The following is a 23,418-nucleotide window of genomic DNA, read 5'->3' on the forward strand; positions in this document are numbered from 1 at the left end:
CAGGAGCGGGTCACGACGGGATGCTTTCGCGCGAGGAGGGCAGGGGGCTGCTGGGGTTCCAGGGGTACTCGTCCGGGCCGCGCACCTACACGCTCGGAGTCACGCGAGAAGTTGCTCGCCTACGCCTCGGCCCAGGACGGGGAGCACCGCCCCGCGTGGGCGGCGTTCAATCGCCGCGTGCGCAACGGTGCCGGCAGCGTCGGTATCTGGCACGAGACCTACATCGTGCCGGCGGGTTCGTACGAAGCGATCTACCACGCCATGCCGCCGACGGGGCTCGGCAAAGGGGCGCACGGCGTGGTGCCGGTCGGGCGACGGGGTGAGCGGGCCGCGGAGCGGCTCGCCGGCTAGTGCAGTGGCATGCCCGGATGGACGCTCACCCCGACGGCTTCTTCTTCTCCTTGGCTTCCTTCTTCCCGTCGTTGCCGGCCCTTCCGTCGTTGCCGGCCCTTCCGTCGTTGCCGGCCTTCCCGTCGGTGTCGGGTTGGCGCTCCTTGTCCTTGGCCTTGGCCGCCGGGCCGTGGGCCGCGGGGCCGTGGGCCGCGGGGCGGGGCGCGCCGGGGGCCTCGTCGGCGGTGGCGTCAGTGGCGTCAGTGCGTAGCACCGGGGTGCCCAAGGTCATGGCCACGGGTGCGGCGGGGGTCGCGGAGGGCCCGGTGGGCGTCGACGAGCCGGGAGCCGTGGACGGGCCGGGGGTGGTGGACGGGCCGGGGGTGGTGGACGTGGGGGACCGACGCGCGGCCGCCTCGGGGGTCGCCGGTCGGCTGCCCGGCGGCGCGAGGGAAGACGCGGTCGCCCCAACCAGGAGCACGGACGCGCCGACCACACTCGCGGCCATCACGGCGACAGCCGCTGTACGGCGACCGGCTCGCGGCTTCTCGCCCCATGGGACACCCGGGGCACGGGCGTGGCCGCCGCCGTCGCCGTCCTCGCCGTCGAGCGGAACAGGTGCGCGGTGCGTGTCTGACGCCGGATCCGCCGGAACGACGGCAGGAGCCGGTGTCGGTTCCGACGTCGATGCCGGCGTCGGAACCGGGCGCGGGTTTCGCGCCGCGCCGAGGCTCCGTAGCGTCAGGTGGATCCGGGCGGCGTCGGGGCGTGCCTGCGGGTCTTGGTCGGTCATCGCCTTCAGCAACCGCCCCAGACCGTCGGGCAACAGGTCGGGGACCTCGGGAGAACGCAGCAGCGGGGCTACCCCCACCTCGGCGGGTGTTCCCACGTACTCGCGGACGCCGGTGAGCGCTTCCAACAACGTCAGCCCCAGGGCGTAGACGTCGCTCGCCATGCCCGCCCCTTGGCCGCGCAGTTGCTCGGGGGCCATGTAGGCGAGGGTGCCGACGAGCGTGTCCGGTTCGCTACGGGAATGGTCGTCGACGGCCCGGGCGAGCCCGAAGTCGGCCAGGAAGGGTGAGGCGTCGTCGCCGAGCAGGACGTTGGACGGTTTGATGTCCCGGTGGATGATGCCGTGGGCGTGGACGTGGTCGAGCGCGGAAGCGATCTCGGCGCCGAGCCGGATGACGCGTACGGGGCTCAGGGGGCCGGCATCGATGCGAGTGCGCAAGGTGATGCCGGGTATCAACTCCGTCACCATGTACGCCTCGTGCCCATGGCGCCCGACGTCATACACGGTGACGAGGGCGCGGTGCGACAGCCGGGCCAGGGTCAGCGCCTCGTCGCAGAAACGGTCGGCGGTGACGGTGTCCGCTCCGGGGCGGAAGAGTTTGACCGCCACTTCGCGCCCCAGGACTTGGTCGACGCCCCGGAAGACGTCCGCGGTCCCACCGGAGCCTATGAGGGCTCGAATCCGGTAGCGGCCGCCCAGCAGTGAGCCGAGGGGGATCTGCTCCGTGGGGGCCGGACTCGGGCGCGCCGACATGTGGGACCTCCTCGATTCGCCGGCAGTACACCGCGCTTACCCCACAGGCAACGGCCTACGCAGTCTCACGCGGACGGCGCGAGACGGCTGCCCGCCTACGAACGGGCCGTGCGGGGCGCCGTCATGAGCGGACGGCGCGTGAGGAAGCCCCGGGCCGCCGACCTACTGGCGCCCGAGGCAGCCGCGACCGTCCTCAAATCGGCGCCCCGCCGTCCCGCGCCGCATGAGCCGCCATTTGGGTCAGGAGCGCCCCGACCGAGGCCGCCGAAAGGGGTCCCGCCGGCCCCTACCCCCGTAAGGGTCCGGCGGGAGGTCTACTGGCGCTGGCGCGCGGTCGCGGCGGCCTTCATGACGCGCTCGGCGAAGTCCCGCGCGGCGCTCAGGTCCCCGCCGTTCGGCCGCTCTTTGTGAATGCCGCCGACCAGCTTGAACGGCGCCCAGGTATCGAACGCCCGACACGAGAAGGTGCCGTCCACCTCGTAGCCCTTGGCTACGAGGAGGCGAACCAGGGGGCGGCTGAAGGGCGCCGACGGTAGCTCGGGAAGTCCACTGGTGGCGAACACGAACGCCCGCCCCCGCCTCGGGGGCAAGGCCTTGACGAAGCCGGTCAACCGGGGGTGGAGCTTGCCGTAGAAGACGCCCGAGCCGAATCCTACGAGGCCGGCGTCCGCCGCCTCGGCAGGGTCGGCTTCCTCGGGGGTGACGACCTTCGCCCTCAGTACCCCGGCCATGGCGTCGGCGATACGACGCGTGTTGCCGTGCGAGACGGAGGTGCACACGATGATGTTCTTCATGGTTTCCACGGTCGGGTCCTCCTCGGGTGTCTGCGCCTGCCACCACTCAGACCCGTCGGAGCCGACGGAACGTGACAGTTCCCCGCTGTGACCTGCCTCACGTGGCATGTATCAGGGGGCCGGTGTGCCGGTGGTTGTGGAACCGGCGGCTTCCCGTTACCCGGGATGGCCGCGGTGCACGAGCCGTTCCGGCGCCAGGATCGACATCACCACCGCCTCCACCCGCTCGCCGTCCCGGAGCAGCGCATCGCGCAGCACGCCCTCGGCGACGAACCCCACCTTCTCGTGGACGCGACGAGCCCGCGGGTTGAAGGCGTAGACCTCCAACGAGATCCGTGCAGACCGTGGAGAACCGCGCGCCGAGAACCGCTCGCCGACGACGTTCCCCGTCGACGGCTCGACCACGGCAAGGTCCAGCCTGTCGTCCTGGTTCCCGCGAGTGTCGTACCAGGTGCGGATCCGCGCTTCGTCGGGCTCGCCGCCGCCGTGGCTGCCGGTCAGCCGCCTTGCCTCCGCGTCCCGGAACATCGGCATCAGCGCGGGCACGTGACGTGATCAACCATCGCCGCATTGTGTCCGGCCGCGTCTCCCGTCGTCCTCCCGTTATTCCCGACGGACTCCGCGCCGCGCCCGCCCGGTCAGTCTTCTCCGGGCGGGGCGCCGGGTCGTCAGGTGCCCGGGGGCCGGGGCTCGGGCCGGGATCCGCCGGGAGCGGTGCCGTCAGGGGCCCCGCCGCGGCGCTCACCTCGGGTGGCATCGTCCGCGCCGCCCGCCACGAAGGCGTTGTGCTCTTCGGCAGGAGTCATCGCCCTCTCCCCCGCGAGCTCGGTCGGGCTCTTTCCTTCCATGGAGTGCCGCCCATGCCCGATCTCGATCTTGCGGCGTGGCTGCTGCCGAGTCGCCTTGGGGATGGTCAGGATGAGGACACCGCTGTCGAGATCGGCGTCGCAGTGCTCGGGGTCGACCCCGGCCGGCAGGCTGGTGCGGTACATGAAGCTGCCCTGCCTGCGCGTGAGGACCTTCCCGTGGTGTTCCTCGGACAGCTCGCCGCTGATGACGAGCTGGTCGCCTTCGACCTCGATGTCGATGTTCTCGGCCGGGTAGCCGGGGAGCTCCAGCTTGACCGTGTAGGAGCTGTCGTTCTCGTTCTCCTCGGCCATCGGCAGCCAGGCCGCGCTGCTCGCGGTGGGCGCGGCAGCATGTTCCAGGAACCGGCCCATCTGGTCCCACATGCGCTCGAAGTCCGTGAACGGGTCCAGGCCCCTCAGCACTGCACCCGGACCGCTTCCGTGTCGTCGGATCGGCAGTGCCATTGTTTTCACCTCCCGTCGTGGTCCGGGGACGGCCGCGCCGCCCCCGGTATAGAGGTGACTAACCGCACCACCTGGAACTAAACCACTCAATATGCGCGAATCTGGCGAGCCAGGACGGGCGGAGCGACCGGCGGAGGAGACCGGCACGGGGCCCCGACCGCCCTTTTCAGCCGGCGACGCCTGGGTAGGCGGGTGAGCGACAGGGGCACGGCAGGCAGGCGAGGAGCAGCGGTGATCACTCAGGAGCAGTTGTCGGCACTGGCCACCTGTGCGGCCGAGACGGAGCAGGGTCAACGACTCGGCGGGGTGGAGTACGTCCTGGTGGACGACACCACCGGCAGGCCGGAATGGGCACGGATCGTCGACCGCTCGTCGGGGCTGGGCGGCGTGTTCGTTCCGCTGCGGCAGGCTTCGCTGAAGGAGCAACACCTGGTCCTCCCGTATTCCGTGTCCTTGATCGAGCAGGCTCCGTGTGCGGCGCTGGATTGCGGGAGCGTCCTGACCGTCGCCGAGGAGGAAGAGTTGTTCGCCCACTACGGCCTCCGGGACGTGCGGGAAGAGGTGAACGCGGCGAGCGGCGCCGGCTGGGGACAGATGGACCGGGCGCAGAGCATCCGGAAGGGCACGGCCGGACACGAGCGCGGCGTCTCCCGCCTCCGGCGCGCCGAGCCGGGGCAGTAACGGGGGCGGGTGCGGGCCGGCGCTTGAGGCCGGGAACACCTGATCCTGTTAACTGCCGTGCGGCGCCGCGTAGGTGGCTTCGAGGCCGTGTTGGTCGTCGTCGGCCCGATACGGCTAGCGCCCGTACGTACCGCGACAGAGGCCGGTGATCGACGGGTTGGTGACCCCCTGGGACGCCCTGCACAGCTCCGCCATCTCGATGCGCCCGGCGGCGGATCGGGCGCTCGGGGCGGGCGCCGGGCGAGACCGGTGCTGCTCCCTGTGTCTGGGTTTCGAGGGCGGGACCTGTGTGCGGGAGCGCTGGTTGCCCGGGTCGGCACGGTGGTGCCGACCTGCCTGGTCGCCGCCGTCCCATTCGGCACCGTCGCGGGCCCGACCCGGATCCGGCCGGATCGGACCTGTCGGCTCGCTGTCCCCACCACTCGCGAGGGACGGTGCCGGGGCGGGTTCCGGCGGCAACTCCCCGAGTGGCCACGCGCCGAACGGGACGTCCGCGGCTGCGTGCGGGACAGAGACACTGGGCGCGACGCTGACCCCGGCCGGTTTGCCATCAGTGCCGTTGATCGTCACACAGCCGGAGACGGTCAGCAGTGCGGTGAGTACAAGAGGCAGGAACCGGCAGCGCATTCCCTCACTGTGTCCGACCCTTGGCGGCGATCGGGCGCCGGCTCGCGGACATGCCACCAATGAGTGACCCGCCGGGTGAGGCGGCCCGCGCCTGATCTGCGAGCGGCGCGTCTTCAGGGGCACTCGACCCGGGGGGCCGGTCGGCGGCCCAGGTCCGGCCCCGGGTTCCCGGACCCGTTCCCTGCGTCTGCGTCTGCGTCTGCGTCTGCGTCTGCGTCTGCGAATGGAGAGTACGCGATGCCACGTATGCGAAACGACCGCCCTCTGCCCAGGGGTTGATGAGCCATCCCCACTCCGCGGCTCAGGCGCGAGCGCCCGGCCCGGTGCGAGGCAAGGCATCCATCGTCAATGCCTGGTTCAGCGGGTCGCCGAAGCCGATTCTCTCCGCCGGTTCGACCAGGACCCCTTCCTATAGCGCCGCCGGGCCCCCGGTCGGCATCGGCCGCGCGCCCCCGGCGGAGGGTTCGGGGTGCGCCTGCGGCACAGTCCGGAGCTCTTGGGTCCGGAGATATTGCGCGGCCTCGGCGGCTGGGTAGGAGGAGGTGAAGGTGAACGCGCGGGGGGACGGCCCGTTCGCCCGCAGGTCCGCCAACCGCTCCAGGGCTTCGCCGACGGTCGGAAGGCGGCCGGCGGGAACCCACCAGAGCACCAAGTGTGCCTCGATGTGCCGCTCGAACCATTCGCGACGCCGCCGCATCACCTCCAAGTGCCCGCTGCGGTAGGTGAAGTCCCACAGCGCCTCCCGCGTCTCCCAGACCGTCAGGTTCACGATGACGTCCTCACCCGCCGGGCGCAGCTCCGTGGCGTCGGCCGCGCCCTCGTCCACGAGCCGCCAGACGAAGCCGGGCGTGCCGTCGGCGACGGCGTTGACCGGTTCGAGCATCTCGACGAACGACGCCATGCGCGGGTCGTCGAGGGGGTGTCGGAGCGTGGCGACGTTGAGCTGGGCGAGGTGCGCGAAGGGGACTGAAGGCGCGTCGGATGCGGTCATGGCCATATCCCAACACGACCCGGTTTTCTATGTCAATGAGAATTGTTTTTAGAACTCACCACCACACAACACTCCCCCGGTCGGGCGTCCATGCGGGCGTGTACGGGGCCGTCCGCGCCGAACAGCCCTTCCAGCAGCGCCAAGTTCATGCCGCAGACGAGTGGCGGGAAGCGCTCGGCGACAGCGTGGAAGGGGCAGTTGCGCATGCGGACGACGCGCGCGTCCGCCCCGGCCGTCTCCTCGCCGTCTTCGATGTGCGGTTCGTAGCCCCGGGCAGCCAGGATCTCCACGGCTTCTTCGAGGCCGGTGCAGGGTGCCGCCGAGCCGCGCAGCGCCTCGCCCCGGCGGCGCGCGGCCGCGCAGAGCGTGGCGTCCAGCCCGGCCTGCTCCGCGGCCTCGGCGAGCAGATCGGCGGCTGTGCGGTAGTCACGCGCGGGCAGCGACACCGCCCACTCGGTCCCGGTCCGCGTGTAGACCTTGGCGGGACGCCCCGCCCCCGGCCCCGAGCGGCCCGTCAATCGGCGGCTGCCGGTCTCCAGCAGTCCGGCCTCGACCAGCCTGTCCAGATGGTGTGCAGCGAGCGTACGGGCCACCCCGGCCGCCTCCGCGGCCTCGTTACGGCCGACCTCGTGGCCCTGCCTCACGACGTACTCGTACAGACGGCGCCGCACCGGATCCTGCAACGCCGCGATCGCTTCGATGTCTTCCACACCGCCATTCTAAGAACAACACAGGTTCGAGATAGAGGGCGGAAGGAGAGCCCGAACCACCAGCACTTCGACACCTGCCATGACAGCTGTCATATGGCACACGTGACCCGAGACCCTGCCGACCGCGGCTCTCCCCCGGGCAAACTGACGATCACAACACGACCACGGGGGACAACGACCATGAACATCCTCGGCAAAAAGAACGCACCGGCCGAACCGATCGACATCAGCGCCCTGGCACCCGCCGACTACCGGCTGCCGATCTGGTTCTTCGCCTTCGAAGGCGTGCTCGCGGCCGCGTTCGACATACTCCAGGCGTTCCCCTCGGCATGGCCCGTGCTTCTGGTGGCCCTGGCTGTGAACATCACCGTTTCCCTGACGTTGATGCGCAAGCGCATCGGTCTGGCCAAGGCATTGTGGCGCGGAAAGGAAACCCGCAAGATCGCCTTCGGGCTCATCGCTCTGCGCGTCGGCAGTCACTTCGCCCTCAAGGCCTTGGGACTGACGATCACTTCCACCTTCGGCCACGCCCTTTTCGCCGTCGTCATGAGCGCGATCACCATCGGCCTGCTCGCCTACTCCCAGCACATCGCCATCCGCGCCCTGACCACGGCCAGGCGGTCCGCGCCCACCGGCCTGGCGATATGACCCGGGTCATGTCCAGCCGGCGAGACCGTCCTTGAACAACCGGCACGCTCCGGCCGGGCGGGCGGGCGGGCGGGTGAACCCCGGCCGGCTCAGCCCGTCTCCGTCTCCGCCTCCACGCAAGGGGTGAGCCGCATCGTTCGCCTCACCCATGAGGCAGCCCGAACCGTATCTCTGTCACGCGGTCCCGCTGGCCACGATCGAGCAGAACCAGGGAAGTGACGCCCGGGAGCCTGCTCAACCCTTGGCGTTCGACTCGCGACAGCAGTCTCGTCAGACCCCTTTGGTGGAGGTGGAAAACACGGCGCGACGCCAGCCGACGACGGGCGTACTGACCCGACAGCGCCTCTTCGGGGCCGACGTCCAGCATGACCATGTGCAGCGGGCGCCCCGCCCGGCGAGCCGTATGCGCGAGCCAGCGCCGCATCCAGCCCCTGCTGCCACAGTCGTGGATGAGCACAGGGCGGTGGTGGCCCCGTAGTTCTCCACGCGTCCGGTGCATGTGCTCCAGCCGCGCCCACGGCCGGTAGGCCGAGTAGGGAAGCCACGTCGGCATGCGCGCTTCGCAGGCGGTGCGGGTGACGCGGGGATCGACCACTGTGGCGGTAGGGGACCACGCGCGGAGCAACGTGCTTTTCCCGCTGCCGGGAAGTCCGGCGACCACAACCGCCGCGTCGCACGGGTAGGAGAGCCGGACATCCCGACCGGCCGGCCCTCGGAGGTCGACGATTCCGCGTGGGGATATGTGACCGCTCGCCCACGGGCCCCCGAGCCGGTCCGCGGGCGACCGACAGCCCGGTCGGGGTTCCGACGCGTGCTCGGTGCTCGGGTGCGTGCTCACAGGTGATAGGCCGTCCGCTACGAGGTCTGGGAGTACGTCGACATTACGTGAGCCCTCTGTCCAACGGGGCAGGACCATCTCCCCCCGCCCCGCCCCCCCCGCCCTGCCGCACCGCACCGCACCGCACCGCACCGCAGGAGATCAACACCTGACCGCCGGCATCGGAGGCGGTGATGTAGTGGGCGCCGGAGGTCACCGCACTGCTGGCCAACGACCCGTAGGTCCGCGCCTTGCGCGCTTCGGCGAACCCGGCACGTTCCAGCACCATGACTCCCGCGCCCTCGCCAATGACGAAGCCGGACCGCGCCACGTCGAACGGGCGGGACACCGCCTCCGGGTTCTCGGACGCCGCGGACAACACCTTCACCTGGGCGAAGGCCGCAAGCGTGAAGGGGTGCAGGCACGCCTCGACGCCGCCGGCGACCACCACGTCGGCCCGCCGGCGCGGATCAGGTCCTGGCCCATGGCGAGGGCTTCGGCTCCGGACGCGCAGGCGCCGGCGTCCGCGCGCCACCCTTCGCACCGAGGTCAGCCGGACCGGTCGGACCGGTCGGACCGGTCGGACCGGTCGGACCGCTTCCGGTGGACGCCATGGCGCTACGACGCCGGCAGGGCGGCAGTCGCCCGCTCCCGTTAACCGGGGAGGCGGAAGCCGTCGAACAGGTCGTCCATGCCGCGTAGGGCGAAACGGGCCGGGGTGGCGCGGACCGCGAGGTCGCGGGCCGCCACCGCGAGCGGGTTGCGGAGGGCGCCCAGGCGGCCGACGCGGCGGGCCCGGACGCGCACGGCGTCAGTGCGGTCGCGGCGGGCGGCGGTGTAGGCGGCGAGGGCGGCCGGGATGCGATCCGAGCCGTCCGCGCCGTCCCCCGCCGGCAGGAGGTGGGCGAGGACCACGGCGTCCTCGATGGCCTGGCAGCCGCCCTGGCCGAGATTGGGCGCCATGGCGTGGGCGGCATCGCCGAGCCAGGCGATCCGGCCGTGATGCAGGCGTGGCAGCGGGGCGGCCAGATCGTAGAGGTCGTTGCGGAGGATGTCGGCGGGGTCGAGGCGGTCGACGCGGTCCAACAGCGCCGGGATCGGGTCGTGCCACGAACCGAAGCGACGGCGGAGTTCGGCGCGGGGGTCGACCGACCCTGTGTCGGCCGGGACGACCGCGGTGGCGTAGAGGTACAACCGGCCGTCGGACAGCGGGGTCACGCCGAACCGCTCGCCCCGCCCCAACGTCTCGCTCATGGTGGATATGTGCAGGTCCGGGGCGTCGACGATGGTCCGCCAGGCGGTCTCCCCGATGTAGTGCAGACCGGGGTGGGCGGGAAGTACGCGCGCCGCAAGGGGCTGTGGATTCCGTCGGCGGCGACGACCAGATCGGCGGGAAGGTCCGGGCCGCTCGCCGTGCGGGCCGGTCCGGTTGCCATACGATCCGGGCCCGTTGCCGTACGGATGACCGGGCGGCCGGCGTCGTCGACGGCGGTCACCGCGACGCCGTAGCAGAGCGCCTCCGGCGGCAGGGCGGCGGCCAAGGCGGCGGTGAGGGCTTGGCGGGGGACGGCGATCGGCGGCATTCCGTAGCGGGCCGCCATGTCGGCGGTGTCGGTCCGGGTGAGCCACTGGCCGTCGGGACGGCGTACGCCCATCGTCGTGGGTACGCCGCTGCCGGCGGCGTGGGCCGCGTCCACGCCGATTGCGTCGAATGCGCGCAGCGCGTTGGGCGCGAGGCCGATGCCGGCGCCGGTGCTGCGCGGCTCGGAGGCCCGTTCGCAGACAGTGACCCGCCAGCCCCGGCGGTGCAGTGCGACGGCGGCCGTGAGGCCGCCGATTCCGGCCCCGACCACAACCGCGTGCCGACTCGCCATGGGACACCTCATCCGATCCGTTCGAGCATCGCACCCTCTACGAATGTAGAGGGTTTCCTCACTCTACAGCTATAGAGTGAGGACATGTCCACTTCCGACCGACGCACCCTCATCGCGGACACGGCGATCGCCACCGTGGCCGCGGCCGGCCTGCGAGGACTCACACATCGCGCGATCGACACCGCGGCGGCGCTGCCCGCCGGCAGCACCTCGTACTACTTCCGTACGCGTACGGCGCTGATCGGCGCCTGCTACGCCCGCATCGAGGAACTCGACCTGGATGACATCGAGCCGGCGCAGCCGGTCTCTCGGGACGAAGCCGCAGCCCGCCTCGGGGCAACGCTCCACCGCTGGCTGACCGCGGGCCGCGAACGCCAACTAGCCCGCTACGAGCTCAGCCTTGAGGCCGCGCGCACAGCGGAGTTGGAGTCTGCCTTCCATCGGGCCGGCCTGGCGTCCCGCGCCCGTGCGACCGCCGTGCTCGCGGCGCTGGGCGCCGCCAGGCCCCACGAGTCCGCCGAGCTGCTGGTCGCCTGGACCGAAGGCGTACTCTTCGACCGTCTCGCCGGCGCGATGGCCCGCACCCGACCGGCGCCCGACCTGGCGGAACTCACGGCGGTCGCCGGCCGAATGCTCGACGCCGCCCTGCACAGCTAGTCGGTACGCGGTACGTCGCGACGAACTGCCGCATGTCGAGTGTGAGTTCCTACGGCTGGCCCGTCGGCACCCCCGACCTCCACGTCCTCAACGGCACCGGCAGGCAGGTCCACCACGGCGATGTCCTGGTCATGCTGACCAACGGGCGCATCACCGCCAACGCCGTCCAGTTCGCGAAGTCCCAACGGCTCCACCTGGTCGACCGCCACCTGCTCGCCGAATGGGCCGGCGGCGCCCGCCCCCTGTGGGACCTCTTACGTGCGCTCCCTCCTGCCGGCAAGCAGACCGGCCCCTGAAGGCGCGCCGAACTCGGCCCGCGCCCGCCCGTTCGTCACCGGTGAGCCGGGCCGGGCTCGGGCGGCCGCGCTTGCGGCCATTTTCCGCCGCGGCCCTTGCCCTGGGTGGTGCGCGGCGAGATGGCGCAGTCGAGGTGACCCCACCCGTTGCACCACCAGATGGCCTCGCCTCCGCGGACGACGGCATGAAGGCCCAGGCCATGAGTGCGACAGAGCGGCCACACCGTGACGTGGCGGTCGGCGACGTACGTCTGAACGGCGTCGGCGACTTCCGCCCACACTCCTTGGCGATCGAACGACTGAATGGCCGATCCCGCGACGGCCACGTTACCCATGGGCAAATCCGCACTGGGGGGCAGGAATTCCGGCGTGGTGGGGATGTCGAGTCGCGTGGCGGTTCCCGCGGCATCCGCTACGCACTTCAAGGCGCCCGACGTGGTCCGCGCCTTGCGGTCGAAGGCCAGGAGGGCGAAGCGGCTCGCCGGCAGCTCACCGTGCTCACGATAGAGATCCCGGATCCAGTCGATCGACCGGCCTTCGGGCCCCGGAAGAAAGGCGAGCTCGCTGTCGACCTTCCGCAGCCAGCACTTGAACCGCTGCTCGTAGCGGAGCTCGAACCGGCGGCGGACCTCGAACTGACCGACTTCCATCATGCTTGACCCCTCCGGCCGATGTGAAGGCACCTCGGTGAATCGCAGGCCGATTTCGGCCGGTGCCACAACCAATGGGGTTCGGCGCCGTGGTGCCACGACGGACCTACCGCAGGAACCTACGCCCCACCGTCCCGGCCGAGGAGTACGACGGGCCGGCCTACATCGCCGTCACCTCGGGCTCCGAACCGCTCTCCCACCGCGAGGGCTGACGGACCGCCCCGCCAGGCGCGCGACGCCTCGTCGACGGGCCCCCGGACGATCTGACGTCGCCTCACGGCATGATCAGGTACATGACCGCCGAGGAAGCACGCGTGAGCACATTCACCGCCTACAGGCGGGTCCTCTCGGGTCGACTGTTCCGCCGGTACTTCCTCGGTGAGAGCTTGTCCGGCTTCGGGGACGCGATGAGCGAGGTCACCGTCGTGGTGTTCGCCATGCGGCTGGCGCACGGAGACACCAAACCGATCGCCATCGCCCTCGCGAGCGCGGCGTACCTGGTCCCGGGCATCGCCACCAGCATGCCGGCCGCGCGCCGCATCGCGCGGGTACGCTCCCGCACCCTCCTGCTGATCGACAGCGGCTGGCGCGGTGGTGTCCTGGGCGCGGCGGCCCTGCTCGCACTGTTCGACGGGCTCGACTTGGCGGGCTACTTGATCCTGCTCGGCCTGGCTTCTCTCACCCGCCCCCTGGCCGGGGCCGGTGCGCGGGCGATGACCCGGGAACTGGTCGAGCCCCAGATGCTGTTCACGGCGAACACCCTGCTCGCGAACGCCGTACAGGGCGCGTCGATGGTGGGACCGGCGCTCGCCGGCCTGCTGATCTCCCTCACCGACGCCGGGCTCGTCCTCGGCATCGACGCCCTGAGCTTCCTTTTCTACTCGGCCCTGCTCCTGACCCTGCCCGGCGGGCCGCACGAACCACAGGAGCCGCAGGGAGAGACGCACGCGCGGGCGCGGGTCGGGGAGGGACCCCGACGCCGCCGCCTCCTGGGTGGTGGGCTCCGCGACCATCCGGACGTCCTGGGCCTGTTCGTCCTGGCGGCGCTCTTCCTCCTCCTCTACGGGCCGTTCGTCGTCGGCCTGCCGTTGATCGCACAGGAGCGCGCGGGCGGCCGGAGCGCGGAATCCGTGCTCGGCGGCCTGTGGGCGGCATTCGGCATCGGCGCCGTCCTGGGGAACCTGCTCGTCGGCGCCCGCCGCTCATCGGCCCACGGGCGGTACGCGGCGTTGATCGCGGCGGCCTGGGGGGCCGTGACCGTCGTCGTGGCCGTCCCGACGCACCTGGCCGTGGCCTGGGCGGCCATGCTGGTCGGCGGCCTGATCTACGCCCCGTTCCCGGCGATCATCAGCACCGTGATGCAGCAGCATCTTCCCGAACGGCATCTCAAGGAGGCCGGCGCCTACTACGTCGCCCTCACCAGCACGTTCGGCCCGCTGGGAACCTTGCTCGGCGGCATCCTCATCGCCTCGGTCAGCGCCGGCACGGGTCTGGCCGTCGACGGGGCGTTGCTCGTCATGGTGGGACTGGCCATGGCATGGCTGCTGCGTACCGACGCCGCGCCCGCAGTCACCCCGGACGCGGCGGGGAAGCCCGCCGCCTGACCATGACCGTCCGATGTGGCGGCTCGCGCAGATATTCGAACACCTGATTGAATAAGTGGATGAAGTCCCTCCCCTTCCCCGATGACCTCATCCAGCTCCAGCAAAGGTGGACCCGTACGTACAATCTGCTCGCCCTCCGGCCCGACGGGAGCGGGGGCGGAGCCGGGCTGCGGCGGGAGCTGATCCGGCTGTCGTGCCGGATCAGCGCGCATCCCTACTGGCGCAGCGGCGGGTACAGCGGGGCGCGTCGGGTGGAGCTGCGGCGTGCGGCGGAGGCCGCTTCGGGCGGGGAGCGGGAGCTGGTGGTGCGCTACGTGGACGGGACCTTCGCGGTGTCCGATCCGGTGTCCGATCCGGTGTCCGATCCGGATCTCGGCCGCAGCGACCGGGACCCGGGACCGGCGTGAGCAGCGTGAGTGGCATGAGAGGCGGCGGACCGCCCGGGTGAACGGACATCGCCCGGCGCCCTCCCCCGCACCGCGGGGGGCCCGGGTACTCAAGACGAGGTGAGTACGCGAGCGCTTCCCGGGCGCCGGCCGGGGCAGGGACGCTGGGGCCATGCGCCCGAGACCGTGGAAATCCACCCCCGTACACTTCCCCTTCGCTTTCCTCTTCCTGCTTCTCGCGCCGGTTGCGGCATGGGGCGCCTGGCTGGGCTGGGACCAGCGTCGCGACGTGCACCCCGACGGGTCGGTGACCGGCCCCTATGAGGCCTGGCAGGTGATCGGGCTCGTGGTGACCCTGGTGGGGCCGGTGTGCTGGGCGGCATCCCGGCGGCACACCCCGATCGCCGTGTTCGGCACCACGGCCGGTCTGACCGCCGCCGCCTGGTACGACTGGTCCGACGACTCCAGCGGCCTGTTCGTGATCGGCGTCGGCCTCATCATGGTGACGACGCTGGTGGTGACCTTCGCGCTCTCCGCCTTGATCACCTTCGTGACGCGGGACGGACGCCGCGCGCCGGAGGCGTGAAGCTCGGCCCCTCACGCGCCGTTGCCGCGTTTGCGCAGCGATTGCGGCTTGTGGACGGCCCTACGGCCGGACGCGTCGCTTTCCACCTCGTACTGCGGCTCGTCCTTCGAGGCGTCGACGATGCGGCCTGCCGGCTTCGTCCGCTTGGTGATCTTCTTCTTCACCTCGCCCGACACGGTCGTGCCGTGGCCGTTCCAGGTGACCCGGTCGCCCTAACCGAGCTTGTCGTCCTTGGTCATGGCGGTGTCCTCTTCTTTCATCCGATTGGATGCGCCTTCTATCGGATTCATCCGCGCGCAGGTGGACCGGCAGGCGTCGGATCCGGTGCCTATGGTGAGAGAACGACTCGCCGGGCCCACGCGGTGCGAGGCGCCGGCGGGGGCACCTTCCGTAGCGAGGAGGACCACGTGACGACAGGCTCTGTACGTCCTCTGCAAGACCGCACTGCCGTCGTGACCGGCGCCGCCCGCGGACTGGGCGCGGCGCTGGCGCGGGAACTCGCCCGACGGGGAGCCGCGGTCGCCCTCCTCGGCCGGGAGGAGTCGACCCTCGCCGAGGTCCGGGATTCGATCCCCGGAGTGGCGCGGTGCTGGGAGGTCGACGTGACCGACGACGACGGGATGCGCCGGGTGGCCGCCGCCGTACGGGACAGCCTGGGGCCCCCCTCCATCGTGATCGCGAACGCCGGGGTGGCCGAGGGCGGCCCCTTCGCCGAGTCCGACCCCTCGCTCTGGCGCCGGGTGATCGAGGTGAACCTCATCGGGAGCGCCGCCACCGCCCGCGTCTTCCTGCCCGACCTGCGCGCCTGCCGCGGCTACTACCTGCAGATCGCCTCGCTGGCCTCGATCGGGGCGGCGCCCATGATGAGCGCCTACTGCGCCTCGAAGGCCGGTGTGGAGTCGTTCGCCCACTCGTTGCGGGCGGAGGTCGCCCACGAGGGCGTCGACGTGGGCATCGCATATCTCAACTGGACCGACACCGACATGATCCGCGACGCGGACGACCATCCCGTCCTGCGCGAGCTGCGGGCACACATGCCGCGACCCGCCAGGAAGGTCTATCCGGTCAAGACGGTGGCCGACCGTATGGTGCGGGCCGTCGAGCGGCGCAGCGCGGCCGTGTACGCCCCGGCCTGGCTCCGGGCCACCCAGCCCGTCCGCGCCGCGATGCCGCCGGTGGTCACCTTCCTCTCGAAGCGGGAACTCCCGCGCCTCCAGCGGCGGAGCGCCCTCCAGTCGACGGGCCTCCTCGGGGCCGGCGGTCGGGCGGACTCCGCCGTAACCCGGCCCGCGCGCCCACAGGCCGACTGACCGCCGGTCACCGCGTCGACGTCGACCAGGGCGCGGTGCGGAGGTCGGCAGCGCTGCGGCGCTGCCGTACCGCGGGCGGCTCGTCGGCCGCCCCGCCTATCGCGAGCATGGAGACGATCTCCCACCCCGGGTCGGGGGCCAACTCCTTGGTGAGGGCTTCGAGGTCGAAGGCCCGGAACTGGTGGGTGGCCAGCCCCATGCTCTGGGCTTGGAGGCTCAGGTGGGCAACCGCTTGGCCGAGGTCGTAGTCGGCGAACTCGGAGTACACGAGCGGAGAATCGTCGACGTAGCGTCGGGTCAGCGTGACGACGAGCAAGCCGGCGTCCTTCGCCCACCGGAAGGAGCTGGGCGCGAGGTGTGGCAGTACCCGCGCGTGATCCCGCTCGCCGGGCCTGGCCGGCAGGAAGCCCCACGGTTGGGAGTTCCCGGCGGACGGCGTCCAGCGGGCGGCTTCGAGGAGCAGATGGAGGGTGTGATCGTCGACGCGACGGGACGGGTCGAACGCATAGGGGCTGAAGCGGTCGGCCAGCAGGGGATGGACGCGGTCGGTCCGGCGGGAATCGTGAGACACGCCCCGTACAACCGCCCGCAGTCGTGATCCATTTCCCCGGTCCGCCCTCCTCAACAGTTGTCGCCGACCGCGTCCATCTTGGAGCCGAAGCGCTGTCCGTAGTTGCTGCCGTAGTCACCCTTGTGGACGGGGTGGCAGTCCTTGCCCTTCGCCCAGTCGATGAACGCTCCGGTCCTGTTGGCCCGGAAGGAATAGACGTGGTCGACGAACTTGGCGGGCAGGTCAACATATCCGCCCCGCCAGACGTAGAGGTCCCCGGTGCCGTCCTGGAACCTCCACAAGCAGATCGCGTTGCTCGGGCACGCCGGCAGCGCCTGGGCCGGCGTCGTGGTGGCGAGCGTGGTCAGGAGCACCGCCCCGAAGACGACCCAAGCACGCGGGTGACGTGCCAGACGTGCGCGTAAGCCTGGCGCCCATGGCCCGGGAGCCACGAGCCCGTGCGTGCCGTGTCCTCATTCGTCCTCCTCGGCGAGCCGGTTCTCCCATCGTCCTCGTCTCGGACGGGAAAATGTGAGGAAACGACGACATCACCCGACTCGCGCCTCGGCGCAGACGCAGACGCAGACGCTGTCGCTGTCGCTGTCAGGCCGGCGTGAACACATCGTCGCGCGCGCCGTCGAGAACGAAGCCGTTGTCGAAGCGGACCCGGACCGTGACGCCCGCGCCGTGCGCCTGGTGGGCGGTCCATGCGGGCTCCAGGGAGGCGATCTTCTCCTCCAACTCCCTCTTGCTCTGCGGCGGCATGTCGTGGCCGAAGGAGTCGAGGAGCGAGGCGAGCCGCTCGTACTCGCGGACCTCCCGGCCCGGATCCCGCTCCCCCACCACCCGATCCACGGTGCCCTCGGTTCCCGCCGCCAGGATCAGGAACCCCGCGCCCGCCCCCGTCGGGGAACCCGCGGTCAGGGCAACCGCCTCGGTCAGCCCGATGTCCACCGCCAGCTTCACCCGCCGGCCTTCCGTCAGCGTCATGACCGTCCACTCTCTTGATGGGAGTCGCCATTATCCGTCCCGCTCGGCCCGCTCCGGCGACCCGGGCGGAAGGGGGCCGGGCAGCCACCAGGCTGCGGGCGTGCCGTCGTATTCCATCGGGCAGGCCGCCGATCCGCTGCGCGTGAGTTCCCGGGACCGTCCGCCGGTGGGGGGAGTCGGGTCGGCTCCGCTCCCACCGCACGCCGGAGGGGGCCCGGTGCGTCGACGGCGCGGTCCTCGCCGCGTTCGCCAAGAAGCGCGCCGCCGGGCCGCATCGGCTGCGGGGCCGACGAGCGCGGGGAGGTCACCACGCCCGCCTTCCGCCGCTACCGGCTCCCGCAGTTCGCGGACGTCCCGCGCACGGAGGTGCACTTCATGGAGACGTTGGACGCGATCGGGCCGCTGGGCGCGAAGTCGATGAGCGAGAGCCCCTTCAACCCGGTGGCCCCGGCCTTCGCCAACGCCCTGCGCGACACGACGGGTGTTCGCTTCACCGAGACGCCGGTGACACGGGACGTCGAATGGCGAAGCACGATCGGAAGATGCGAGGAAGAAACGCATGAACGCCTGACACCTGCGAGTTGTATCAGGCTTTCGAACTCGCAGATGAGGTTCCGGGAGGCGACGTTCCGGGAATGACGTACGCATGGCCAAACTCATGCTGCACGGCGACCTGGACCACCCGGCGACCCTGAGCGTCGCCGACCTGCGGGACTGGGCACAGCACCGAGCCGCGGTCACCTTCGACTGCGCGACGAACGGTCCCCAACACCATGTGTTCGAAGGCCCCTTGCTCCGTGACGTGGTCGCGGACGCGGGGCCGGCCTTCGATGCCCGGCGGCGCAAGGACCGAAGCCGCTTCCTGCTCGCGGTCGGCGGCGGCGACGGGCACCACACCGTCCTGTCCTGGGCCGAGCTGGACACCGACTTCGGCGGCAGCCCGGTCCTGCTGGCCACCCGCCTCGACGGGGACGACCTCGACGAGGCGGGCTGCCAGCTGGTGGTCCCCTCGGACCGGTGCGGGGCGCGCTACGTCAGCGCCGTCACGCACGTGTGGTTCGGCGCGCTGTCCCCGCCGGGCCTGGGTCTGTAGGCCAAGGCCGCCGGCGACTCGGCCATTCGGCTTGCGATTGCCCGTGCACGGGATGGGCGGCGCGACACCGCGGCGGGCCCTCCCTACCTTCTAGGGTGTTCCTTACCCGAACGAAAAAGGTGGATTCGTGCGATCTGTACGTGCTCTCGTCACCCTGCTCGCCGCCGGTGTCGTCATCCTCGGCGGTGCGTCCGCCGCCAACGCCGACGTGAACGTCACCTACCAGCCCGAGCCCTCGTACACCTTCGTCTTCGGCAACTGGCTCCAGTTCGCGGCCGACGACGTGTTCAACGCGGGCCACGACAACACGGTCGGCTCCAACAACTGACCGCAACACGCGGCGATGCCCCCCTGCCGGACGGCAGGGGGCATCGCCATGGGCGCGGGCGCCCAGGTCACCGCCGGTTCACGGCGTCGACGGCGGTTGGGCGGCTTCCCGACCGAGCGGGGTGGGCCGGAGGGCGGTGGGGCGGGGCAGGAGGCAGGCCAGGGCGCCGAGGAGGCAGCCGTAGACGGCCACCAGACCGTGGCCGTTGGACTGCGCGAACCACATGACCAGGCCCGACACGGGCACGGCGAGGGCGAGCAGGGCTTCCTTCGCGTTCACCCCGCCCCGGCCGGCGCGCAGGGCGCGGAGCAGAAGGGGTGCGGCGAGCGTCGCGGCGAGGAAGTAGGTGGCACCCGAACTGCCGGCGAAATTACGCGGGTCGGTGCTGTGGGCGGTCTCACCGAACAGCATGTCGATGTAGGTCGGCAGGAGGATTCCGGCGACGAACAGGCCCAGCATGAGGGGTGCGCCCCAGAACCACTCGGTGAGCGCGGCGACCACGGCGATGGTCGCGAGGTTCCACGCGTCGCCGAACAGGCCGCCGTTCTGCATGAAGACCGAGGTGACGACGCGCCACCACCCGGACTTGGAGGGGTCGCTGTCGAAGGCGTCCATCGCGCCCGACCAGCAGAACTGCGTCACCAGTCCGGCCACGACGAGGCCGGTGAGGCCCACTGCCGCCCAGGGCGTGCGACGCCCGCGCAGGGTGTCCTCGCCGAGCAGGGCCAGTCCGCCCTTGAACATCACAACCATCAATGCCGCCGTGGTCACGCTGAACACCAATGAGCCCATCGTCACCACCCCCCTTCGGTCCCCGTCACTTGTCTCGGGCATGACAGTAGTCGTACGCCCGACCAATTTCAAACAGTGTTTGAAAAGCGCGGGTAGGCTGCCTCCATGAAGCTGACAGCGGAGCGGATCATCGAGGCCGGCATGGCGGTGTTCGCCGAGTCGGGGTACCACGGCCTGTCCATGCGCAAGGTGGCCCAGCGGCTCGACGTCCATGCCGGGAGCCTCTACTACCACGTGGCCGGCAAGGCCGAGTTGATCCGGCTGATGGCGGACCGGGTCGCGCGGGAGGCGTACGAGGCGGGGACCGCCGCCCTGGCCGCGCTGGGCCCCGAGGTGCGCTGGCAGGAACGGGTCGAGGCCCAACTCGTCGCGCTGCGCCGCACGATCCGGCGCCACCCCGGCGGGGCCGTGATGTTCGCCGACAGCCCCAAGGTGCTCAGCACCGGGGCGCTGACCTTGATGGAGCGACTGCTGGAGACCTTGCGCGAGGCCGGCCTGCCCGCCCGGCACGGTGGTGTCGGGGCGGACGCCCTGCTGAGCCATGCCACCGGCTTCGTCCTGCAGGAGCAGAGCGAATCCCCCTCCGTGGCCATCGGGGTCGAGGAGAGCGCGGCCCTGCGGGAGCGGTACCCCATGACCGTCGCCGCCGCCTTCGCGGTGAAGGCGGACGAGAAGTACGTCCGCAGCGTACGGCTCCTGTGCGCGGGGTTGGAGACCCTCCTGACGGAGGCCCCCTGAGGGGCGGGCGGGAGGGGAGCCGGCGGGGAGGGAAGCCCGACGCCTGTCGGCCTGCCCGGACGGCGGGCGGCCGAATCGCGGGCTCCGAAAGGGCCCGGCATGGAACGGATCGACGGATAAGCCTGTCTAAGCTGACGCGCGCCGAACCCGGCTGCGACCGGGACGCCCGCGGCGGCCCGTTCCGATACGACGCAGAGGCTTTACCGACCCGTGAGTCTGACAAGCGCCACCCCCTTGCTCATCGCCGTACTGGTCCTCGCCCTCACGTTCGCCGCCGCGATCCGGTGGTGGCCTCGGCTCGGGGGGCGGGGCCGGAGACGGGTGGCGGGGCGGGTGGGGTTGCTGTGCCTGATACAGGTGCTGCTCCTGGCCACGGTCGGGCTCGTCGCGAACCGCACCTTCCTGCTCTACGGATCCTGGGCCGAACTGGCGGGCAACTCGCAGCCGGCGCCTCCGCCCGCTCGGGACGCCGCCGACAAGCCCGTACGGGTCCTCGGCCGGCAGCAGACCGGGACGCCCGGCGGCGGGCCGCCCCAGGTGGCCGGCGTGATCGAGAAGGTCATGGTGCACGGCGCCCGCTCCGCGGTCGACGTTCCCGCGTACGTGTACCTGCCGCCCGAGTACTTCCAAAAGGGCAACGAGGACCGGACGTTCCCGACGACCGTCGTCCTCACCGGGTTCCCGGGCATGGCGGAGAACCTGATCAAGGGGCTGGACTACCCGAAGAAGGCGTGGGCCCTCGTCAAGGAGAAGAAGACACCGCCGATGATCCTGGTCATGATGCGGCCGACCACCGAATCGGCCCGCAACACCCAGTGCGTCGACGTCCCGGGCGGCCCGCGCAGCGAGACCTTCTTCGCCGCCGACCTCCCGAACGCGGTGTCCGCCACCTACCGCACCGCGCCCCACCGCGGCGGCGCGACCGCCCGCGGCTGGGCCGTGATGGGAGACTCCACCGGAGGCTATTGCGCGTTGAAGCTCGCGCTGCAGCACCCGGAGAGCTACGCGGCCGGGGTGGGCCTGTCTGCGGACTACGCCCCGGAGGTGGACGGGTACTCGGGTGACCTCTTCCACGGCAACAGTGCCGAGGAACGCCGCTCGGACCTGCTGTGGAGCCTGGACCACCTGCCGCAGGGCAAGACGTCCTTCCTCGTGACGACCTCGACTCAGGGTGAGGCGAACTACAAGCCCACGCAGAAGTTCATCGAGAAGGTGAAGGCTCCCGCCCGCGTCTCGTCGATCACGCTGGACCACGGCGGCCACAACTTCGCCACCTGGCGCCGCGAGATCCCGCCCGCGCTGGAATGGATCGGCAACCGCATCGGCCGCGACTGACCTCCTGCCGCGCCAACGGCCGCGACGCGCGGGTCAGCAGGGGGTCGAGGAGCCCTTCTGACGGGTGAGGTTGTCGTTGGACATCCAGCCCGCAGTGTTCGTGCCCTCGATGCGGACGTACGTCCACTTGTTGCCGTGCGCGTTGACGACGTAACAGTGGTACCAGACCTTGGTGCCGGACTTCGCCAGGGTGACGGCGGGGCAGGTTTGGTAGGGCCCGGTCTCCAGGTGGTGGTCGCCGGCCATGTAGGCGTAGCTGCCCGGGTTGGGGTCCTTGTGGCTCCATCCGGCGCAGCCCGTCGGTACGGGGCCGGGGCGGGCCGCGGTCGCCGACGTGCTCGGGCCCGCCCCGTGGGCACCGGCCGTGCCCGACGGCGAGGGCTTGGCCGACCGCTTCCCGCCGGTAGGGGAGGGGGCCGCGCTCGGAGCCGTCGTCGGCCGGTCGCCGCCCGCCGAGGGGGTGTTCGCCGGCAGCGCCGCCGGGGCCCGGCCGCCCTTCCCGCCACCGTGGCCGCCGGTGAGGGCGTACGCGATGCCGCCCGCGCCGAGTACGGCGACGGCCGCGGCCACCGCGATGAGGGAACGGCCGCGTCCCCGTGCGGAGCCGCCCGACGAATGTCCCCGCGGCGGGGTCACGGGTGGCCCGGCGACCGGTGCGTGACCGGGGTGGGGAGCCGGACGAAAGGCGGGAGCCGGGCCGAAGTCGGCCGCCGGAGCGAAGCCGGGAGCGGGGCTGGGAGCGGGGCCGAAGTCGGGCGCCGGAGCGAAGCCGGGCGCCGGGCCGAAGGCGGGCGCGGCGGGAGTCGGCGCCCCCACGGACGGGTGCGCCGGCGGCGCCACGACGGCCGTGGCCGGCGACGGGGCGCCCCGCGTCCCGGGGCTCTCGGCCACCTCCGACAGCATCGTGCGCGCCCGCTCCGCCGTGGGGCGGTGGGCGGGGTCCTTCGCCATGAGCGCCCGGAGCACCGGGCCGAGCGGTCCCGCCCGGCGGGGCTCGGGCAGCGGGTCGGCGACGATCGCCGACAGGGTGGACCACACCGAGGTGCGGCGGAACGGTGACGTGCCCTCCACGGCCGCGTACAGCGTCATGCCGAGCGACCAGATGTCGGAGGCCGGCCCGGGCTCCTGCCCCTGCGCGCGCTCGGGCGGCAGGTAGTCCAGCGAGCCGACGAGTTCACCGTGGCGCGTCAGTTTGGCGAGTGACTCGTCGCCCGGGGCTTCCATCGTGGCGATGCCGAAGTCGGTCAGCACGACCCGGCCGCCGTGCTCCAGCAGCACGTTGCCCGGCTTCACGTCCCGGTGCAGCACCCCCGCGCGGTGCGCGGCGTCGAGGGCGTCCATCAGCTTGGCGCCGATCGCCGCCGCCTCGTACGGGTCCAGTGGGCCGCGCTCGGTCAGGACGTCGTCGAGGGACGGCCCCTCGACGAGCTCCATCACGATGACGGGCAGGCCCTGTTCCGAGGTCACGTCGTGCACGGTGACCACACCCTCGTGCCGGATCCGGGCCGCGGCCTGCGCCTCGCGTTGCATCCGGGCGCGCAGGTCGGCGAGTTCGGGGCCGCCCGCGTCCGTGTACGCGCGCAGGACCTTGACGGCGACCTCACGGCCCAGCAGCGTGTCCTGGGCCCGGGCGACCACGCCCATTCCACCGCGGCCGATCATCGCCGTCACCCGGTAGCGTCCCCCGAGCGTCCTGCCGACCAACTCATCGCTCGTCTCCCCCGTCGGCACCGCACACTCCGTTTCGCAACCGCTCGTCAAGTAGCCCTCTT

General features: G+C 71.6%; 28 protein-coding genes and 4 pseudogenes. 15 read left to right on the top strand and 17 right to left on the bottom strand.

Features of this window, described 5'->3' with window-relative positions:
* Nucleotides 1–96: 96 nt before the first annotated feature.
* A pseudogene (locus ABZ934_RS11305) lies at nucleotides 97–351 on the top strand (DUF4188 domain-containing protein); the annotation flags it as partial.
* Between the two features lie 25 nt (nucleotides 352–376).
* Here ABZ934_RS11305 and ABZ934_RS11310 read toward each other — a convergent pair.
* The 4 genes from ABZ934_RS11310 to ABZ934_RS11325 form a co-directional block, all read right to left on the bottom strand.
* A complete protein-coding gene (locus ABZ934_RS11310) occupies nucleotides 377–1,876 on the bottom strand; it encodes a protein kinase (protein WP_361311516.1) in 1,500 nt (499 codons plus the stop codon).
* Between the two features lie 314 nt (nucleotides 1,877–2,190).
* Nucleotides 2,191–2,670: a flavodoxin family protein gene (locus tag ABZ934_RS11315; RefSeq protein ID WP_361312182.1), complete on the bottom strand. Its 480-nt coding sequence runs from the start codon at nucleotides 2,668–2,670 to the stop codon at nucleotides 2,191–2,193.
* A gap of 156 nt (nucleotides 2,671–2,826) precedes the next feature.
* Nucleotides 2,827–3,216 carry a GNAT family protein gene (locus ABZ934_RS11320; protein WP_361311518.1) on the bottom strand — a complete coding sequence of 130 codons (390 nt, stop codon included), beginning with the start codon at nucleotides 3,214–3,216 and terminating at the stop codon, nucleotides 2,827–2,829.
* A gap of 122 nt (nucleotides 3,217–3,338) precedes the next feature.
* Nucleotides 3,339–3,983: an Hsp20/alpha crystallin family protein gene (locus ABZ934_RS11325; RefSeq protein WP_361311520.1), complete on the bottom strand. Its 645-nt coding sequence runs from the start codon at nucleotides 3,981–3,983 to the stop codon at nucleotides 3,339–3,341.
* Nucleotides 3,984–4,214: 231 nt separating this feature from the next.
* Here ABZ934_RS11325 and ABZ934_RS11330 point away from each other — a divergent pair, with 231 nt between their 5' ends.
* Nucleotides 4,215–4,664: a hypothetical protein gene (locus ABZ934_RS11330; protein WP_361311522.1), complete on the top strand. Its 450-nt coding sequence runs from the start codon at nucleotides 4,215–4,217 to the stop codon at nucleotides 4,662–4,664.
* Nucleotides 4,665–5,700: 1,036 nt separating this feature from the next.
* On the opposite strand, the gene ABZ934_RS11335 is transcribed toward ABZ934_RS11330, so the two are convergent.
* The gene (locus ABZ934_RS11335) at nucleotides 5,701–6,282 is read right to left on the bottom strand and encodes a DUF3291 domain-containing protein (protein WP_361311525.1); all 582 of its coding nucleotides are present in this window, start codon (nucleotides 6,280–6,282) and stop codon (nucleotides 5,701–5,703) included.
* Nucleotides 6,283–6,314: 32 nt separating this feature from the next.
* Nucleotides 6,315–6,992, bottom strand: a complete 678-nt coding sequence (locus ABZ934_RS11340) for a transcriptional regulator (RefSeq protein WP_361311527.1) — start codon at nucleotides 6,990–6,992, stop codon at nucleotides 6,315–6,317.
* Between the two features lie 180 nt (nucleotides 6,993–7,172).
* Here ABZ934_RS11340 and ABZ934_RS11345 point away from each other — a divergent pair, with 180 nt between their 5' ends.
* A complete protein-coding gene (locus tag ABZ934_RS11345) occupies nucleotides 7,173–7,640 on the top strand; it encodes a hypothetical protein (protein ID WP_361311530.1) in 468 nt (155 codons plus the stop codon).
* Between the two features lie 142 nt (nucleotides 7,641–7,782).
* Here ABZ934_RS11345 and ABZ934_RS11350 read toward each other — a convergent pair whose 3' ends face one another.
* From ABZ934_RS11350 to ABZ934_RS11365, 4 genes are all read right to left on the bottom strand, one after another.
* Entirely contained in the window at nucleotides 7,783–8,556 is a 774-nt protein-coding gene (locus ABZ934_RS11350; RefSeq protein WP_361311532.1) for an AAA family ATPase, read from the bottom strand.
* Nucleotides 8,522–8,908 carry a beta-ketoacyl synthase N-terminal-like domain-containing protein gene (locus ABZ934_RS11355; RefSeq protein ID WP_361311535.1) on the bottom strand — a complete coding sequence of 129 codons (387 nt, stop codon included), beginning with the start codon at nucleotides 8,906–8,908 and terminating at the stop codon, nucleotides 8,522–8,524. Before ABZ934_RS11355 ends, ABZ934_RS11350 begins: the two co-directional genes overlap by 35 nt.
* A 203-nt stretch (nucleotides 8,909–9,111) precedes the next feature.
* Nucleotides 9,112–9,711 (bottom strand): FAD-dependent monooxygenase, encoded by a 600-nt coding sequence (locus ABZ934_RS11360; protein WP_361311538.1) that lies wholly within the window; start codon nucleotides 9,709–9,711, stop codon nucleotides 9,112–9,114.
* On the bottom strand, nucleotides 9,708–10,331 hold the full coding sequence (locus tag ABZ934_RS11365) for an FAD-dependent oxidoreductase (RefSeq protein ID WP_361311541.1): 624 nt from the start codon (nucleotides 10,329–10,331) through the stop codon (nucleotides 9,708–9,710). Before ABZ934_RS11365 ends, ABZ934_RS11360 begins: the two co-directional genes overlap by 4 nt.
* A gap of 84 nt (nucleotides 10,332–10,415) precedes the next feature.
* Between ABZ934_RS11365 and ABZ934_RS11370 the strand changes: the two genes are divergently transcribed.
* Together ABZ934_RS11370 and ABZ934_RS11375 are read left to right on the top strand one after the other, a co-directional pair.
* Nucleotides 10,416–10,988 (top strand): TetR family transcriptional regulator, encoded by a 573-nt coding sequence (locus ABZ934_RS11370; protein ID WP_361311544.1) that lies wholly within the window; start codon nucleotides 10,416–10,418, stop codon nucleotides 10,986–10,988.
* Nucleotides 10,989–11,050: 62 nt separating this feature from the next.
* Nucleotides 11,051–11,284: pseudogene (locus ABZ934_RS11375) on the top strand (restriction endonuclease); the annotation flags it as partial.
* Nucleotides 11,285–11,319: 35 nt separating this feature from the next.
* Here ABZ934_RS11375 and ABZ934_RS11380 read toward each other — a convergent pair.
* A complete protein-coding gene (locus ABZ934_RS11380; protein WP_361311547.1) occupies nucleotides 11,320–11,937 on the bottom strand; it encodes a hypothetical protein in 618 nt (205 codons plus the stop codon).
* Between the two features lie 86 nt (nucleotides 11,938–12,023).
* Between ABZ934_RS11380 and ABZ934_RS11385 the strand changes: the two genes are divergently transcribed.
* The 4 genes from ABZ934_RS11385 to ABZ934_RS11400 all read left to right on the top strand — a co-directional run bounded on the left by ABZ934_RS11385 (nucleotide 12,024) and on the right by ABZ934_RS11400 (nucleotide 14,510).
* Nucleotides 12,024–12,146 (top strand): hypothetical protein, encoded by a 123-nt coding sequence (locus ABZ934_RS11385; protein ID WP_361311549.1) that lies wholly within the window; start codon nucleotides 12,024–12,026, stop codon nucleotides 12,144–12,146.
* 102 nt (nucleotides 12,147–12,248) lie between these two features.
* Nucleotides 12,249–13,538, top strand: coding sequence for an MFS transporter (locus ABZ934_RS11390; RefSeq protein ID WP_361311551.1), 1,290 nt, complete (start codon nucleotides 12,249–12,251; stop codon nucleotides 13,536–13,538).
* A 59-nt stretch (nucleotides 13,539–13,597) separates the two neighbouring features.
* Complete coding sequence (locus tag ABZ934_RS11395) at nucleotides 13,598–13,945, top strand: hypothetical protein (protein WP_361311554.1); 348 nt, start codon at nucleotides 13,598–13,600, stop codon at nucleotides 13,943–13,945.
* A gap of 151 nt (nucleotides 13,946–14,096) precedes the next feature.
* Nucleotides 14,097–14,510, top strand: a complete 414-nt coding sequence (locus tag ABZ934_RS11400; protein WP_361311557.1) for a hypothetical protein — start codon at nucleotides 14,097–14,099, stop codon at nucleotides 14,508–14,510.
* Nucleotides 14,511–14,521: 11 nt separating this feature from the next.
* Here the strand turns inward: ABZ934_RS11400 and ABZ934_RS11405 are convergent.
* A pseudogene (locus ABZ934_RS11405) lies at nucleotides 14,522–14,749 on the bottom strand (DUF2945 domain-containing protein).
* A 168-nt stretch (nucleotides 14,750–14,917) separates the two neighbouring features.
* On the opposite strand from ABZ934_RS11405, the gene ABZ934_RS11410 reads away from it, so the two are divergent.
* Nucleotides 14,918–15,820, top strand: coding sequence for an SDR family oxidoreductase (locus ABZ934_RS11410; protein WP_361311559.1), 903 nt, complete (start codon nucleotides 14,918–14,920; stop codon nucleotides 15,818–15,820).
* A 7-nt stretch (nucleotides 15,821–15,827) separates the two neighbouring features.
* Here the strand turns inward: ABZ934_RS11410 and ABZ934_RS11415 are convergent, their stop codons facing one another.
* From ABZ934_RS11415 to ABZ934_RS11425, 3 genes are all read right to left on the bottom strand, one after another.
* The gene (locus ABZ934_RS11415; protein ID WP_361311562.1) at nucleotides 15,828–16,391 is read right to left on the bottom strand and encodes a nitroreductase family protein; all 564 of its coding nucleotides are present in this window, start codon (nucleotides 16,389–16,391) and stop codon (nucleotides 15,828–15,830) included.
* 50 nt (nucleotides 16,392–16,441) lie between these two features.
* Nucleotides 16,442–16,744, bottom strand: a complete 303-nt coding sequence (locus tag ABZ934_RS11420) for a peptidase inhibitor family I36 protein (RefSeq protein WP_361311564.1) — start codon at nucleotides 16,742–16,744, stop codon at nucleotides 16,442–16,444.
* A 229-nt stretch (nucleotides 16,745–16,973) separates the two neighbouring features.
* Nucleotides 16,974–17,360, bottom strand: a complete 387-nt coding sequence (locus tag ABZ934_RS11425) for a hypothetical protein (protein WP_361311567.1) — start codon at nucleotides 17,358–17,360, stop codon at nucleotides 16,974–16,976.
* A gap of 288 nt (nucleotides 17,361–17,648) precedes the next feature.
* On the opposite strand from ABZ934_RS11425, the pseudogene ABZ934_RS11430 reads away from it, so the two are divergent.
* The 3 genes and pseudogenes from ABZ934_RS11430 to ABZ934_RS11440 form a co-directional block, all read left to right on the top strand.
* A pseudogene (locus ABZ934_RS11430) lies at nucleotides 17,649–17,999 on the top strand (hypothetical protein); the annotation flags it as partial.
* Between the two features lie 7 nt (nucleotides 18,000–18,006).
* Nucleotides 18,007–18,453: a molybdopterin-dependent oxidoreductase gene (locus tag ABZ934_RS11435; protein ID WP_361311570.1), complete on the top strand. Its 447-nt coding sequence runs from the start codon at nucleotides 18,007–18,009 to the stop codon at nucleotides 18,451–18,453.
* 127 nt (nucleotides 18,454–18,580) lie between these two features.
* On the top strand, nucleotides 18,581–18,781 hold the full coding sequence (locus tag ABZ934_RS11440) for a hypothetical protein (RefSeq protein ID WP_361311573.1): 201 nt from the start codon (nucleotides 18,581–18,583) through the stop codon (nucleotides 18,779–18,781).
* A gap of 78 nt (nucleotides 18,782–18,859) precedes the next feature.
* Here ABZ934_RS11440 and ABZ934_RS11445 read toward each other — a convergent pair whose 3' ends face one another.
* A complete protein-coding gene (locus tag ABZ934_RS11445) occupies nucleotides 18,860–19,615 on the bottom strand; it encodes a hypothetical protein (RefSeq protein WP_361311576.1) in 756 nt (251 codons plus the stop codon).
* Nucleotides 19,616–19,678: 63 nt separating this feature from the next.
* Between ABZ934_RS11445 and ABZ934_RS11450 the strand changes: the two genes are divergently transcribed.
* A complete protein-coding gene (locus tag ABZ934_RS11450) occupies nucleotides 19,679–20,311 on the top strand; it encodes a TetR/AcrR family transcriptional regulator (protein ID WP_361311578.1) in 633 nt (210 codons plus the stop codon).
* Nucleotides 20,312–20,521: 210 nt separating this feature from the next.
* A complete protein-coding gene (locus tag ABZ934_RS11455; RefSeq protein WP_361311581.1) occupies nucleotides 20,522–21,646 on the top strand; it encodes an alpha/beta hydrolase-fold protein in 1,125 nt (374 codons plus the stop codon).
* 33 nt (nucleotides 21,647–21,679) lie between these two features.
* Here the strand turns inward: ABZ934_RS11455 and ABZ934_RS11460 are convergent, their stop codons facing one another.
* Nucleotides 21,680–23,377, bottom strand: a complete 1,698-nt coding sequence (locus tag ABZ934_RS11460; protein ID WP_361311584.1) for a protein kinase — start codon at nucleotides 23,375–23,377, stop codon at nucleotides 21,680–21,682.
* Nucleotides 23,378–23,418 lie beyond the last annotated feature (41 nt).

It is taken from the genome of Streptomyces sp. NPDC046557 (genome assembly GCF_040645975.1).
Lineage (GTDB): Bacteria > Actinomycetota > Actinomycetes > Streptomycetales > Streptomycetaceae > Streptomyces.

Bases quoted from the DNA above. Each gene is read 5' to 3' on its own strand.
- ABZ934_RS11400 (WP_361311557.1), top strand. From the start codon at position 14,097: ATGCGCCCGAGACCGTGGAAATCCACCCCCGTACACTTCCCCTTCGCT.
- ABZ934_RS11345 (WP_361311530.1), top strand. From the start codon at position 7,173: ATGAACATCCTCGGCAAAAAGAACGCACCGGCCGAACCGATCGACATC.
- ABZ934_RS11370 (WP_361311544.1), top strand. From the start codon at position 10,416: ATGTCCACTTCCGACCGACGCACCCTCATCGCGGACACGGCGATCGCC.
- ABZ934_RS11310 (WP_361311516.1), bottom strand. From the start codon at position 1,876: ATGTCGGCGCGCCCGAGTCCGGCCCCCACGGAGCAGATCCCCCTCGGC.
- ABZ934_RS11395 (WP_361311554.1), top strand. From the start codon at position 13,598: ATGAAGTCCCTCCCCTTCCCCGATGACCTCATCCAGCTCCAGCAAAGG.
- ABZ934_RS11315 (WP_361312182.1), bottom strand. From the start codon at position 2,670: ATGAAGAACATCATCGTGTGCACCTCCGTCTCGCACGGCAACACGCGT.
- ABZ934_RS11435 (WP_361311570.1), top strand. From the start codon at position 18,007: ATGGCCAAACTCATGCTGCACGGCGACCTGGACCACCCGGCGACCCTG.
- ABZ934_RS11335 (WP_361311525.1), bottom strand. From the start codon at position 6,282: ATGACCGCATCCGACGCGCCTTCAGTCCCCTTCGCGCACCTCGCCCAG.
- ABZ934_RS11350 (WP_361311532.1), bottom strand. From the start codon at position 8,556: ATGGTCCTGCCCCGTTGGACAGAGGGCTCACGTAATGTCGACGTACTC.
- ABZ934_RS11450 (WP_361311578.1), top strand. From the start codon at position 19,679: ATGAAGCTGACAGCGGAGCGGATCATCGAGGCCGGCATGGCGGTGTTC.
- ABZ934_RS11360 (WP_361311538.1), bottom strand. From the start codon at position 9,711: ATGAGCGAGACGTTGGGGCGGGGCGAGCGGTTCGGCGTGACCCCGCTG.
- ABZ934_RS11325 (WP_361311520.1), bottom strand. From the start codon at position 3,983: ATGGCACTGCCGATCCGACGACACGGAAGCGGTCCGGGTGCAGTGCTG.
- ABZ934_RS11380 (WP_361311547.1), bottom strand. From the start codon at position 11,937: ATGATGGAAGTCGGTCAGTTCGAGGTCCGCCGCCGGTTCGAGCTCCGC.
- ABZ934_RS11425 (WP_361311567.1), bottom strand. From the start codon at position 17,360: ATGACGCTGACGGAAGGCCGGCGGGTGAAGCTGGCGGTGGACATCGGG.
- ABZ934_RS11445 (WP_361311576.1), bottom strand. From the start codon at position 19,615: ATGCCCGAGACAAGTGACGGGGACCGAAGGGGGGTGGTGACGATGGGC.
- ABZ934_RS11365 (WP_361311541.1), bottom strand. From the start codon at position 10,331: ATGGCGAGTCGGCACGCGGTTGTGGTCGGGGCCGGAATCGGCGGCCTC.